Raw genomic sequence first — 12,907 nt, forward strand, 5'->3', positions numbered from 1 at the left:
ATGGTACTGCGAAAGCGGGAGAGTAGGTCACCGCCAGTTTTTATTTTTAAACCTCATACAGTAATGTGTGAGGTTTTTTTGTTTTATATCCATATATATGACTATGACTGACAATTGTTTTATTTACCAGATAGTTAGAAAATAAAAGGTGTGAAGATTTTCACACCTTTTATTGTTATTTGTATTTGTTGTAAACATTTATACCTGGATAACTCCCAGGTTAAACTTTTCTGTTATCGGCGAATGATTTGCTGCTTCAATACCCATAGAAATCCATTTTCTGGTATCCACCGGGCTAATGATAGCGTCTGTCCAGAGCCTTGCCGCTGCATAGGTAGCTTCTGTTTGCTTTTGATATCTTTTAGAAATGGTATCTAAGATTTCATTATGCTCTTCTTCGGAAATTTCTTTTCCTTGCTTTTTCAGCGTAGATTCCTGAATCTGGGCTAAAACTTTAGCAGCTTGTGTTCCACCCATTACCGCCAGATCTGCCCAGGGCCATGCTACAATTAATCGGGGATCATAAGCTTTTCCACACATTGCATAATTCCCGGCTCCATAGGAGTTTCCAGTAATAATTGTAAACTTAGGGACAACAGAATTGGAAACGGCATTTACCATTTTAGCTCCATCCTTTATAATGCCTCCATGTTCAGACTTTGATCCTACCATGAAACCCGTTACGTCCTGTAAAAAGACCAAGGGTATTTTTCTTTGGTTGCAATTGGCAATAAATCGTGTTGCTTTATCTGCAGAATCAGAATAGATCACTCCTCCGAACTGCATTTCCCCCTTACCGCTTTTTACGAGTTTTCTCTGATTGGCTACAATTCCCACAGACCAGCCGTCGATTCTGGCGGTGGCACAAATAATACTTTTGCCATAATCAGGTTTATATTCTTCGTATTCGGAATTATCAACCAGGCATTTGATAATTTCGCAGGTATCATATTGCTCGGTTCTAGAAGCCGGCATAATTCCAAAAATATGATCGGGATTTTCTTTTGGCGGGAAACTTTCAATTCTGTCGAAACCCGCTTTTTCAGTGCTTCCAACAGATTTCATGATGTTTTTAATTCTATCCAGAGCATCTTTATCATCTTTGGCTTTATAATCTGTAACTCCGGAGATGGAACAGTGCGTTGTGGCTCCGCCAAGAGTTTCATTATCTATAGTTTCTCCGATTGCAGCTTTAACTAAATAACTTCCGGCCAAAAAAATAGATCCGGTTTTATCAACAATCATGGCTTCATCACTCATAATAGGTAAATAAGCTCCTCCGGCTACACAGCTCCCCATTACTGCGGAAATCTGAAGAATCCCCATAGAGCTCATTTTAGCATTGTTTCTGAAGATTCTTCCAAAATGTTCCTTATCAGGGAAAATTTCATCCTGCATAGGCAGATAAACCCCTGCAGAGTCTACCAGGTAGATAATAGGCAACCTGTTTTCCATGGCAATTTCCTGAGCCCTCAGGTTTTTCTTTCCGGTAATGGGAAACCAAGCTCCTGCTTTTACCGATGCGTCATTGGCAACAACAATACATTGTCTTCCTGAAATATAGCCCATTACTACAACGACACCACCACTGGGGCAGCCACCATGTTCTTTATACATTTCGAAACCGGCAAATGCTCCGATTTCTATGGAATCAGAATCTTTGTCGAGAAGATATTCAATTCTTTCTCTTGCCGTCATTTTCCCTTCTTCACGTAGCTTCTGAAGTCTTTTTTCTCCACCTCCCTTTTTGATGTCAGCAAGTAAACGATTAATTTCTGATAATTTTAATCTGTTTTGATCTTCTCGTTTGTTGAATTCAATGTCCATACAATTTCAATTTTTTACGCCTAAAGATACTATTTTTATAAGGAATTTGAATCGAATTAAAACGGTTGTTTAAATTATTGGTTCTCAGAAATTTGTGAAATTTTTAACAAAAAAATATTTTTAAATAATTGATATTTTTTCTAACTTTACATCAGAGTAATAGGGATTATATTCTCTATATAAATACTCTAAGTTCCTAGTTTATTTTTTTAATAGTTTATTATTTGAAGGCCCTGAAAGTTGAACAAACTTTCAGGGTTTTTTGTTAACTTATTTTTCCCGTATATAAAGCTGTTTATAACTTTCATATTATCATACATTTTTTTTAGGTATTGTAAAACCTATTTGTAAATTTGCCTGTTAGAATTCAAAGAGTTAGAGGTATGCATAAATTAGCACTTTTCAGGTTGCATTTGATTGTTTTTTTGTGGGGGTTTACTGCAATTTTAGGAAAATTGATTCATGCCAATGCTCAGATTCTGGTATTCTACAGAATGTTGTTCGCGGCAGTTTTCTTATTTATATTCATAAGAATTTATAAAAAAGAGAGCATTAAGGTTTCTAAAAAAATATTTTTCCAATTGGCAGCTATTGGTATTGCCATGGCTCTTCACTGGTACTGTTTTTTTTATTCGATAAAAGTTTCAAATGTCTCTATAGCATTAAGCTGCTTGTCGTTATCCACTCTATTTGCTTCCATACTGGAACCTGTTATTTTTAAGCGTAAAATAGATCTTTCAGAGGTGGTTATGGGAGTAGTGATCGTAGCATGTATTTTATTGATCTTTAAAACGGAGTTCCAATATAAAGAGGGGATTTTATACGGAATTTTGTGTGCCGTATTCGGGACTATTTTTTCGGTTTTTAATGGGAAGATGTTTGGAAAAACGAGTTCAGGAAATATTATTTTTTATGAAATTTTCTGTGGATGGTTTATTTTATTGATATTTTATTCATTTACAGGGCAAATTTTTCAAATGAATGAAATAAACTACCGGGATTTAGCGTTAATATGCTTGTTAGCAAGTGTTTTCACAGCTTTTCCAATGCTGGAATCGGTGAAACTGATGAAGTACATTTCGCCTTTCACACTAATTTTAACAGTTAATTTAGAACCAGTTTACGGAATTATACTAGCTTTTTTTATCTTTGGAGAATCAGAGCATATGAGTCCTATATTTTATATAGCTTCAGGAGTAATGATACTGGCAATTATTGCCAATGGATTAATAAAAGCTAAAAAACAAAAAACCTTAAATTAAGCATCAATTATATGATGAAAAAATATCTTTTAGTTGTATTTTCTTTATTATTTGGATTTTTACAATCTCAGATTATCAGAAAATATTCCAATGAATTTTTAAATATCGGAGCAGGAGCCAGAGGTTTGGGTATGGGGGGTGCCGTGATTTCCAATCAGGATGACGTATATTCTCCAATGTGGAACCCTGCGGGATTAATGGCCATTGAAAAAGACTGGCAAGGAGCTGCTATGCACGCCGAATATTTTGAGTCTATAGCAAAATATGATTATCTGGCATATGCAAAAGTGCTGGAGACCGGTGTTTTTGGAGTCTCCATTGTGAGATTAGGAATTGATAATATCTTAAATACGACCCAGATGATTGATTCTGAAGGGAATATTGATTATGATAAGATTACCAAATTTTCTCAATCTGATTATGCTGCTATACTTTCTTATGCTTTTAATCCAGGTGGAAATCCAAAACTGGATGTAGGGATAAATGCTAAGATTGTTTATAGAAATGTTGGAAAATTTGCAAGTGGTTATGGATTTGGTTTTGATGTAGGTGCCATTTATAAAGGTGATAACGGATGGAAATTCGGAGGGATGCTTCGTGACGCTACTACGACTGTCAATTTCTGGAGCATTAACCAGGATGAGCTCTCTACTGTAGTGAATGGTGAAGAATTCAACCCTGCTCCAAAAGATAAAATGGAATTAACTATGCCTAAGCTTAATGTAGGAGCTAGTAAATTATTTGAAATCAACAGTAGTGTATATGTACTTCCTGAAGCGGGATTAAATATAGACTTCGCGAAAACAGCGGCTCTTATTTCAACAGATTTTGCCAGTATTACGCCTTATGCCGGAGCTGAACTGGGATATCAGAAAATGATTTTCGTAAGATTGGGGATCAACAGATTCCAGTCGATCACAGATATAGAAGATTTAAAAAGAAAAGTCTCTTTCCAGCCAAGCGCTGGTATCGGCATCAGATATAGAGGGCTTACGTTAGATTATGCGATCACTAATTCCGGGATAGGCGGATCAAATTTTTATTCTAATTTCTTCTCTCTTAAACTGGATATGGGCATGTTTAGAAATGATTAATCTATATTTGCCCTATACTTAAATATTATTCAAAATGAAAAGGATATCAATCATCATATCAACTTTTTGCCTGATCATGACATACGGACAAAAAGTTTCCGATTATAAATATGTTGCTGTTCCTGAAAAGTTTACAGACTTTAAGGATGATTACGGATTGGAAGCATTCCTGAAAAAATCCTTAAAAGGGAAAAAATATATTGTTATTAAAGGAGATAAACGCGATTGGCCATCTGAATTAAAAGATAATCAATGTTCAGTTATTAATGCAGATGTCCTTAATGACAGCAGTTTACTGAGAAATAAAGTCTTGTTACAATTTAAAGATTGTAATGATAAAGTTGTGTTGTCTTCTAAAGGAAGTTCCAATATCAAAGAATTTGTAGGGGGATATAATGAAGCGTTACAGCAGTCTTTAGTAAGTGTTCCGGTTTCAAGTCCTGTGGATATGGGAACAACAACTACTCAACTGGCAGTGGTAAATGAAGTTAAGGAAGTTACTTCTGTTGCTCCAGCTTCAACCACCACCGCATCCGTTTCTCCTGTTGAGAAAAAAGCCAAAAGATACAGTAATGGAAAGCTTGATCTACAAAAGATACAAATAGATGCCAATCAGTTTATTCTTGCAGATTCCAATAGTTCTGTTCCTTTTGCAACCTTTAGAGCTACTGCCAAGAAAGATGTTTTCAGGGTGAAACTGGCCAATGGGGATTCTACCATCGGTTATTTTGAAGGGAAAAATATTATTATTGAGCTTCCTCAAGCTAATGGTGAATACTCAAAAGAAGTCTTTTCCGGAAAATAATATTCAAAATATAATAAATTAAAAGCTCTCATTATGAGAGCTTTTTTTATAGGTATTATTTGTCGTTATTGAAAAACTCATAAATTATCTTCGCTTTACTTTTCCCCAGAATTTCTTCTAATGTTTCCAAACTGGATTCTTTAATCCTTTTTACAGACTTCAGCTTAGACAATAGAAGTTCTATAGTTTTTCCTCCGACACCCGGAATTTCTTCCAGTTCAGATTTAATAGTAGAATTTTTTCTTCGGGTTCTGTGATGCTTCACCCCAAAACGGTGAGCTTCATCCCGGACTCTTTGGAGTATTTTTAACGTTTCGGATTTTTTATCAATATACAAAGGAATGGAATCTTCCGGAAAATAGATTTCTTCCAGCCTTTTGGCAATACCGATAATAGTGATTTTTCCATACAGGCCTAATAATTTCAGGCTTTTAACAGCAGAAGATAGTTGTCCTTTACCACCATCAATCAAGATCAGATGTGGAAGATTTTCTCCTTCGTCGAGCATTCTCTTATAGCGGCGATAAATGACTTCTTCCATAGTGGCAAAATCATTGGGGCCTTCAACCGTTTTGGGATGAAAGATTCTGTAATCCGATTTGCTCGGCTTTCCGTCTTTGAATACAACACATGCGGAGACAGGATTGGTTCCCTGAATATTGGAGTTGTCGAATCCTTCAATATGTCTGGGCTCTACAGGCATTCTCAGTAATTTTTGCATTTCTGCCATAATTCTGTTGGTATGCCTTTCCGGATCAACAATTTGTACCTGCTTTAATTTTTCAAGACGGTATTCCTTCGCATTCTTTTCAGAAAGCTCAACGATCCTTTTTTTGTCTCCCACTTTGGGAACGATAAGCTTCACATTCGGAATTTCTACAGATAAATGGAACGGAAGCAATACTTCTTTGGAATCGGAAGCGAATTTCTGACGGATTTCAATCAGTGCTTCTTCCATAATATCTTCATCTGTTTCTTCAATAACCTTCTTAATTTCTGTAGTAAAACTCTGAATGATATTACCGTTTCGGATTTTAAAGAAATTAACGTAAGCAGCTGTTTCATCACTGGTCATTCCGAAAACATCCACATCGTCTATGTTTGGATTTACAACCGTGTTTTTAGCCTGATAATCCTCAAGAATATCCAGCCTTTCTTTAACGATCTGTGCATCTTCAAATTGAAGATTGGAAGCATACTTCATCATCTGGTTCACCAGATAATCTTTAGCTTTACGGAAATCCCCTTTGATGATTCCACGGATCGCATCAATCTTTTCATCATAATCTTGTTTACTTTCCAAACCTTCACAGGGTCCGGCGCAGTTTTTAATATGATATTCTAGACAGACTTTATATTTTCCTTCATCAATTTTAGTAGGGGCAAGATTTAAATTACAGGTTCTGAGTTTGTAGATATGTTTAATAGTATCCAGTAAAATCTTTGCAGGCCGTACTTTGGCATAAGGCCCATAATATTCGGATCCGTCCTTAATCACATTCCGGGTCAGAAAGATCCTCGGAAATTCCTCATTTTTAATACAAATCCAAGGATAGGTCTTATCATCTTTCAGCATGACGTTATAAAACGGCTGATGTTCCTTAATAAGATTGTTTTCCAATAAAAGAGCATCATACTCACTGTTCACAATGGTAGTTTCCAATCGTTGGATTTTACCGACCATTATTTTGATCCTGTATCCTGAAAGGTTTTTATTGAAATAGGAAAGTACCCTTTTCTTTAGGTTTTTGGCTTTCCCGACATACAATAGCTGATCATTTTTATCATAATAACGATAAACGCCGGGTTCTGAAGGCAAAGTTTTGAGTTGTAGTTCTAAAGAAGGATTCATATAACAAAATTACGGAATCCTCCTGTGATTTAAAAGAATAAAAAAAGCCGTAGAATTCTACAGCTTTATATTTTTATATAGATATGACTATCCATTGTTCAGTTGGGTATATTCACTGATCAGGAAGCTGAAGTAATCCCATTTTACAGAATTTTTAGGATATTTTTTCACAAATTCCGCATTATCTCCGAAAAGGAAATCATAGTTGTCTTCAAAATCATCCTTATGAAGCCAAATAATCTGATCACCCTTTTTCACATAATAAGACTTGATCACCCCTCCTCCTAACTGTGGAGAACCCATGACGGAGAATCCCCCGGTTTCTTTGGCAAAAGGATCATAGTATACGGAAATAACATCACTGAATTCGGGATTGATCAATTGCATCAAAAATTCCTTATCCTCTTTTTTATTCTTTAGAGAAACAGTTTGATTGATAAAATGGATACGGTCATTGGTCGTATTCTTCGTCAATTTTTTAGTGCCAAAATTTCTGATGTTCCCCATGTATTTAGCCACTTTTGCAATTTTCTCGATGTTGCTTGGGAATACATACATTTCACTTACCTCATCGGCATTGAAAGTCACAGCTTTTTTAGTAATGCTGTCTTTGATGGAAATGGCATAGATTTGCCCTTTTTTTGTGTCGATATCACTGCAAAATCCTTTATGAGTAGACCCGTCCTTTAAAATGATCGTTGATGTTTTCTTTGGTGAGGGAGAGGAAAAACCTTCATTAAACAGGTAGGTTTCCATTTTTTTAATGTCTTCTTTAGAGTACTTTATTTTGTCCTGAGCAAAAGACAGGGTACTTGTAAAGCAAAACATAAGCAGTAAAACTTTAAGTTTCATAGTTTATAATTTTTTTTGTTAGAACGGTAAAAATAATAAATTAAATTGCTTGTTTCGTAAAAATATTTCACCCCTGAAATTTAGCTTTTACAATTATTGTTAAATGCGTAATTTTAAGCAAAATTTTAGCAATGATATATGGTATAGATATTTTCAGCTTTCATGATGTGTTGGAAATTTGTAAAAATCCGGGGAAAGCAAAACTTAATAAGGCTGCAAAAGATCAAATCTTAAAATCTCAGAAGAACGTAAAGAAAATAGTGGAGTCCGATCAATGTGTATATGGAATCAACACAGGATTCGGACCTCTTTGTGATACTAAAATCTCAGCCGATGAAACGGCCCAGCTTCAATATAACCTGATTATCTCTCATGCTGTTGGGGTAGGAAAACCTATTGATAAAGAGCTTTCGAAAATCATGATGATAGCTAAAGTGCATGCATTATCAAAAGGATTTTCAGGAGTTTCCCTCGATGTGATCGAGAGATTGATTTTGATGCTTGAAAAAGACATTATTCCTGTAGTTCCGGAACAAGGTTCAGTAGGAGCTTCAGGAGATTTGGCCCCTTTGGCCCATTTGGTATTGCCTCTTTTGGGATTAGGACAGGTTTGGGATGGTGATAAAGTGGAAGAAACCGCAAAAGTTCTAAAGAAAAATAAATTAATGCCTCTTACATTAGGACCCAAAGAAGGGCTGGGATTAATCAACGGAACGCAATTTATTTTAGCTCATGCGATTAAAGGACTAGAGAAATTTGAATATTTATTAGACTTGGCAGATATGACAGCTGCTATGAGTCTTGAGGCATACAGGGGCTCTGCAAGCCCATTCAAAAAAGAGCTGCATGAAATCAGGCCTTTTGCGGGGAGTAAAAAAGTGGCGGCAAGAATGCTTAAATTTTTGAAGAACTCGGAAAATATGAAAGCCCATGAAGATTGTGAAAGGGTTCAGGATCCATATTCTATGCGATGCGTTCCACAGGTTCACGGAGCAAGCAGAAACGCTTTTGACCATCTTAAAAGTATGGCGGAGACGGAACTGAATTCCGTAACAGATAATCCGATTGTTCTGAGTGCAGAAGAATCTATCTCAGGAGGGAATTTCCATGGTCAGTTAATGGCTCTGCCTTTAGATTATGCAACACTGGCGGCGGCTGAATTAGGAAATATTTCAGACCGAAGAAGTTATTTATTACTGGAAGGCAAGTATGGTCTTCCAAGATTATTAACGGAAAGCTCAGGATTGAATTCAGGGTTTATGATTCCCCAATATACTTCTGCCGCATTGGTAACAGAAAATAAAACATTATGTTTCCCGGCATCAGCGGATTCTATTCCTACGAGTTTGGGACAGGAAGATCATGTCTCTATGGGCAGCATTTCAGGAAGAAAATTCAATCAGGTACTTGGGAATTTAGTGAATATTTTATCCGTTGAGCTGATGTTTGCAGCACAGGGACTGGAATTCAGAAGACCTGCTAAATGTTCAAAAATTATTGAAGAGAATTTTGCAATTCTACGTTCTAAAGTGGCTAAGTTGGAAGATGACAGACTGATCGGAAAAGATATGCTTGCAATTGCAGAACTAATCAATGAGAGAAAGTTTATAGTTAATTAATAGATTATATCATAAAAAGCTTCCATTGGAAGCTTTTTATATTTAAAACAAGAAACAATGATCTTAAAAAGAATAGATTCTTCAGATGCTGATTTTCAGAACCTGGTACAATTCTTAGATGCGGATCTTGCTGTCCGGGATGGTGATGATCATGCCTTTTATCACCAGTTCAATACCATTGATGCATTAAAAAACTGTGTTGTAGCTTACCTGGATGGTGAAGCTGTCGCGTGCGGTGCTTTTAAACCATTTTCCGAAGATAGCGTGGAGATCAAAAGAATGTATACCGATCCTCAGAAAAGAAATCTGGGATTGGCCTCCAAGATTCTGCATGAACTAGAAGTTTGGGCGAAAGAATCGGGGTATGGAAAGAGTGTATTGGAAACAGGCATAAAACAGCCGGAAGCCATTGCTCTTTATGAAAAGAACGGATATCAAAGGATTCCTAATTACGGGCAATATATAGGGATCGAAAACAGTGTTTGCTTTGAGAAGGTATTGTAATTGAAGAATGTTATTTTTGACATAATAAATGTAAAGATGATCTGATTTTTAACGGTCTGTTTTTCAATGTAAAGTGATATCTTGGTAGTACCAATCAAAAATATTATTTTATATGAAAAGAAATGTATTCTACCTTCTCATGGTATTCTTTATCCTGGGCTCATGTTCCAGGGATGAAATCCAAAATGAGTCACCTGAAATTGCTGTGACCCAAAAAGATCCTTTAACGGAAAAGCAGATCAATGCTGAAATCAATCAGTCTATTAAAAGCACAGGTTCCTTTGCATGGAGCGGAGCATCCGATTATCTTCTGTGGAGCGCCGTCTTCCGGGGGAATAAAGTAGCTTCCATAGGCTTTGGCTCTTCACGGGAAGATTTTGACCGAAGTCTTTCTCCGGATAATGAAGCTGTTCAAAATGAAGTTCTGGATGTCATCAAAAAGTATGAAGGGAAACAGGACAGGCTTGTATTGAATTCCGATCAGTTTCTTAATCAAATAGACGTGATTATTGAAAAGCAGGAGACGATCATAGCTTTACGCCAAATGAAAAACATCCGCTACTTGGAACCTGCAGATTACCGTTATTTCGATATTGAAAATAATGTAAACGGAAGCGTGGCAAAATCCAGCGGCAGTTCATCCGGATGCGGATTTGAGTCTACAGCTTTAAATGCGGCAGATTATACAACCGTAACGCCTAATGCAAAAGCTCCGTGGTCATTCTATAAACATAATATTACAAGCGCCTGGAGCTACAGTACAGGAACTGGGATTACAATCGGGCTGGTGGATACCGGAGTATCGTCTGAACAAAGCTTATTAGGCAACAGTTTTAATAATGGTTCCTCATCAGGAAGAACAATCACAAAAAAAGGAGTATACGTTGATTCTGTTTGGCCATGGAGTACAGGCTATGACGGAGCAAGTGATAAATGTGGACACGGAACGAAAATGGCTTCCGCAATGGCTGCACCGAGAAATAATCTTGGGCAACCCGTAGGAGTAGCTTATAATGCGAGCCTTATTACCTATAGAGCAGCTTCTAATGTTGTTTTGGATGGCTATCATGAGCAGAACGGAGTGAAAATAGCATTTACAGAACTAGCGAATAATCCGAATGTAAAAATCATCTCCATGTCGATGGGCCATATTTTTTCGGTCGGAAAAATTGAAGATGCCGTAAAATATGCGTATTCCAAAGGAAAACTTATTTTCTGTGCGGGAGGAACGTCTACCAGTTTTACCAATTTTGCCGGCGTGATTTTCCCGGCATGGATGCCTGAAACACAAGCGGTGACAGGGGTAAAAGAAAATACTTCCAATCAGAAATGTGATGTCTGCCATTCCGGAGCGGAAATTGATTTTACATATCAGATGGAAAGAACTTCAGGAAGTTCAATTCCTGTTTTAAGTTATTATAATGCACAGGCTGATTATGTGGGAGGTTCCTCTGTGGCTACTGCTTCTACTGCTGGAATTGCAGCTTTAGTATGGTCTAAAAATCCATCCTGGACCAGGGAACAGGTGTTGAATAAAATGAGACAGTCTGCCACGTATTATCCGACTCCTAGTTCAGATTATGGATACGGAAATATTAATGTATTACAGGCTGTACAGTAAAGATTTAAACTATTTTCATTCGTTCACAATAAGATCATTCCTCAGCTTACACTGAGGAATGATTATTTTAATTCTGTTCCTTAAGTGATTATACTTACAGAGAAAAATAAGTATAAATACTCTTATATATCTGTTTCGTCTATAATAACTTTGTCATGTAATTACAAAGAATACTTGAGTAAAACGATATACAATAATAGTCATGGAGACCAGAAACCATTATAAAACGGGGCATATTTCCGAAAGGCCATATGAGTAGGAACTAAATACAAAATAATAATCATGTCAACACAAGAATTAGTAGTAGGAGGCTGGACAAAGTACCACGCTCTTACACCGGAAGATCAAAAAGTATTTGATGAAGCAATGAATGGATTTGTAGGGGTAAAGTATACTCCTGAACAGGTATCTACACAATTGGTAAACGGAACTAACTACCGTTACAGATGCATAGCGTCAATGCCACCTGCAGATGTGGTTTGGGAAGCCATTGTGGAAATTTATAAACCAATTAATGGTCAGCCACATGTTGTTTCTATTCACAGAATTTAATCAACATTTTACTTATAAAAAACTGGAAGATACGATCTTCCGGTTTTTTATTATCCTATTCTCACACTCGTCATACTCAGAGAGCCGCCTATCAGCTCGTCATTAAACAGTGTCAGACTTTCTGATTGGTCTTTTAAACCTAATGTATAGATCAAAGGCAGGTAATGATCAGGAGTAGGAACGGCATATTGTAAAAATGTTCCCTGTTTTTGATAATCAATGATATGCTGGAAATCTCCATCAAGAAGCCAGTTGTTGGTTTTCTCCCGTGCCTCAATCGCCCAATCCCAGCCGGCTCCTACCGTATTGATATTTTGCCAGTCTATTAATCTTAAATTATGAACTATATTTCCACTTCCAATAATCAAAATGCCCTTTTCCCGAAGTAAAGTCAGTTTTTTTGCTAGATCAAAATGATATTGCGGAGGTTTCGTGTAATCAATGCTCAATTGAATTACAGGAATGTCTGCGTTGGGATACATATGCCTGATTACAGACCATGCTCCATGGTCCAACCCCCAATTATGATCTTCTTTCACCGCAACAGGCGCTAAAAGCTCAGCTGTTTCCGCTGCCAGTTTCGGATCTCCGGGAGCAGGATACTGAACGTCAAACAAAGCTTTCGGAAAGCCGTAAAAATCATGGATGGTTTTCGGCATATCCATAGCTGTTACAAATGTCCCCTGAGTATACCAATGGGCAGAAATACACAAAATAGCACTCGGCTTAGGGATTTCCTGTGCCGCTTTCCTGAACCCCTGTACAAATTGATTTTCTTCAATGGCATTCATAGGTGAACCATGCCCAAGAAATAAAACAGGCATTCTCTGTGTATTCTTAAACTGACTGCTGATGTTTTGTAAATCGTTGAGGTTCATGATATTGAATTGATTTAAAAATAAAAAAGGCTCAAGGCTTT

General features: G+C 36.8%; 11 protein-coding genes. 7 read left to right on the forward strand and 4 right to left on the reverse strand.

Features of this window, described 5'->3' with window-relative positions; translation table 11 throughout:
* Positions 1 to 198: 198 nt before the first annotated feature.
* On the reverse strand, positions 199 to 1,827 hold the full coding sequence (locus BCF58_RS16440) for an acyl-CoA carboxylase subunit beta (protein WP_121462932.1): 1,629 nt from the start codon (positions 1,825 to 1,827) through the stop codon (positions 199 to 201).
* 383 nt (positions 1,828 to 2,210) lie between these two features.
* Between BCF58_RS16440 and BCF58_RS16445 the strand changes: the two genes are divergently transcribed.
* The 3 genes from BCF58_RS16445 to BCF58_RS16455 are packed head-to-tail and all read left to right on the forward strand — an operon-like array spanning position 2,211 to position 4,988.
* Positions 2,211 to 3,089: a DMT family transporter gene (locus tag BCF58_RS16445; RefSeq protein WP_121462933.1), complete on the forward strand. Its 879-nt coding sequence runs from the start codon at positions 2,211 to 2,213 to the stop codon at positions 3,087 to 3,089.
* A gap of 11 nt (positions 3,090 to 3,100) precedes the next feature.
* Positions 3,101 to 4,183 carry a putative type IX sorting system protein PorV2 gene (locus tag BCF58_RS16450; protein WP_121462934.1) on the forward strand — a complete coding sequence of 361 codons (1,083 nt, stop codon included), beginning with the start codon at positions 3,101 to 3,103 and terminating at the stop codon, positions 4,181 to 4,183.
* A gap of 34 nt (positions 4,184 to 4,217) precedes the next feature.
* Positions 4,218 to 4,988 carry a hypothetical protein gene (locus BCF58_RS16455; RefSeq protein WP_121462935.1) on the forward strand — a complete coding sequence of 257 codons (771 nt, stop codon included), beginning with the start codon at positions 4,218 to 4,220 and terminating at the stop codon, positions 4,986 to 4,988.
* A 55-nt stretch (positions 4,989 to 5,043) separates the two neighbouring features.
* Here BCF58_RS16455 and uvrC read toward each other — a convergent pair whose 3' ends face one another.
* Together uvrC and BCF58_RS16465 are read right to left on the reverse strand one after the other, a co-directional pair.
* Entirely contained in the window at positions 5,044 to 6,840 is a 1,797-nt protein-coding gene (gene uvrC / locus BCF58_RS16460) for an excinuclease ABC subunit UvrC (RefSeq protein ID WP_121462936.1), read from the reverse strand.
* A gap of 87 nt (positions 6,841 to 6,927) precedes the next feature.
* Complete coding sequence (locus tag BCF58_RS16465) at positions 6,928 to 7,692, reverse strand: hypothetical protein (protein ID WP_121462937.1); 765 nt, start codon at positions 7,690 to 7,692, stop codon at positions 6,928 to 6,930.
* Positions 7,693 to 7,823: 131 nt separating this feature from the next.
* On the opposite strand from BCF58_RS16465, the gene hutH reads away from it, so the two are divergent.
* The 4 genes from hutH to BCF58_RS16485 all read left to right on the forward strand — a co-directional run bounded on the left by hutH (position 7,824) and on the right by BCF58_RS16485 (position 11,988).
* The gene (gene hutH, locus BCF58_RS16470) at positions 7,824 to 9,311 is read left to right on the forward strand and encodes a histidine ammonia-lyase (RefSeq protein WP_121462938.1); all 1,488 of its coding nucleotides are present in this window, start codon (positions 7,824 to 7,826) and stop codon (positions 9,309 to 9,311) included.
* 57 nt (positions 9,312 to 9,368) lie between these two features.
* The gene (locus tag BCF58_RS16475) at positions 9,369 to 9,815 is read left to right on the forward strand and encodes a GNAT family N-acetyltransferase (protein WP_121462939.1); all 447 of its coding nucleotides are present in this window, start codon (positions 9,369 to 9,371) and stop codon (positions 9,813 to 9,815) included.
* 112 nt (positions 9,816 to 9,927) lie between these two features.
* A complete protein-coding gene (locus BCF58_RS16480; RefSeq protein ID WP_121462940.1) occupies positions 9,928 to 11,436 on the forward strand; it encodes a S8 family peptidase in 1,509 nt (502 codons plus the stop codon).
* Positions 11,437 to 11,718: 282 nt separating this feature from the next.
* Entirely contained in the window at positions 11,719 to 11,988 is a 270-nt protein-coding gene (locus BCF58_RS16485; protein WP_121462941.1) for a hypothetical protein, read from the forward strand.
* A 50-nt stretch (positions 11,989 to 12,038) separates the two neighbouring features.
* Here the strand turns inward: BCF58_RS16485 and ygiD are convergent, their stop codons facing one another.
* Positions 12,039 to 12,866: a 4,5-DOPA-extradiol-dioxygenase gene (gene ygiD, locus BCF58_RS16490; protein ID WP_121462942.1), complete on the reverse strand. Its 828-nt coding sequence runs from the start codon at positions 12,864 to 12,866 to the stop codon at positions 12,039 to 12,041.
* Positions 12,867 to 12,907 lie beyond the last annotated feature (41 nt).

Origin of the sequence: Chryseobacterium defluvii, assembly GCF_003634775.1 — a bacterium.
In the GTDB taxonomy this organism is placed as follows: domain Bacteria; phylum Bacteroidota; class Bacteroidia; order Flavobacteriales; family Weeksellaceae; genus Chryseobacterium; species Chryseobacterium defluvii.

Coding starts and splice junctions, on each gene's coding strand:
- BCF58_RS16440 (WP_121462932.1), bottom strand. CDS start 1,827: ATGGACATTGAATTCAACAAACGAGAAGATCAAAACAGATTAAAATTA.
- BCF58_RS16475 (WP_121462939.1), top strand. CDS start 9,369: ATGATCTTAAAAAGAATAGATTCTTCAGATGCTGATTTTCAGAACCTG.
- BCF58_RS16465 (WP_121462937.1), bottom strand. CDS start 7,692: ATGAAACTTAAAGTTTTACTGCTTATGTTTTGCTTTACAAGTACCCTG.
- ygiD (WP_121462942.1), bottom strand. CDS start 12,866: ATGAACCTCAACGATTTACAAAACATCAGCAGTCAGTTTAAGAATACA.
- BCF58_RS16455 (WP_121462935.1), top strand. CDS start 4,218: ATGAAAAGGATATCAATCATCATATCAACTTTTTGCCTGATCATGACA.
- BCF58_RS16480 (WP_121462940.1), top strand. CDS start 9,928: ATGAAAAGAAATGTATTCTACCTTCTCATGGTATTCTTTATCCTGGGC.
- uvrC (WP_121462936.1), bottom strand. CDS start 6,840: ATGAATCCTTCTTTAGAACTACAACTCAAAACTTTGCCTTCAGAACCC.
- BCF58_RS16450 (WP_121462934.1), top strand. CDS start 3,101: ATGATGAAAAAATATCTTTTAGTTGTATTTTCTTTATTATTTGGATTT.
- BCF58_RS16485 (WP_121462941.1), top strand. CDS start 11,719: ATGTCAACACAAGAATTAGTAGTAGGAGGCTGGACAAAGTACCACGCT.
- hutH (WP_121462938.1), top strand. CDS start 7,824: ATGATATATGGTATAGATATTTTCAGCTTTCATGATGTGTTGGAAATT.
- BCF58_RS16445 (WP_121462933.1), top strand. CDS start 2,211: ATGCATAAATTAGCACTTTTCAGGTTGCATTTGATTGTTTTTTTGTGG.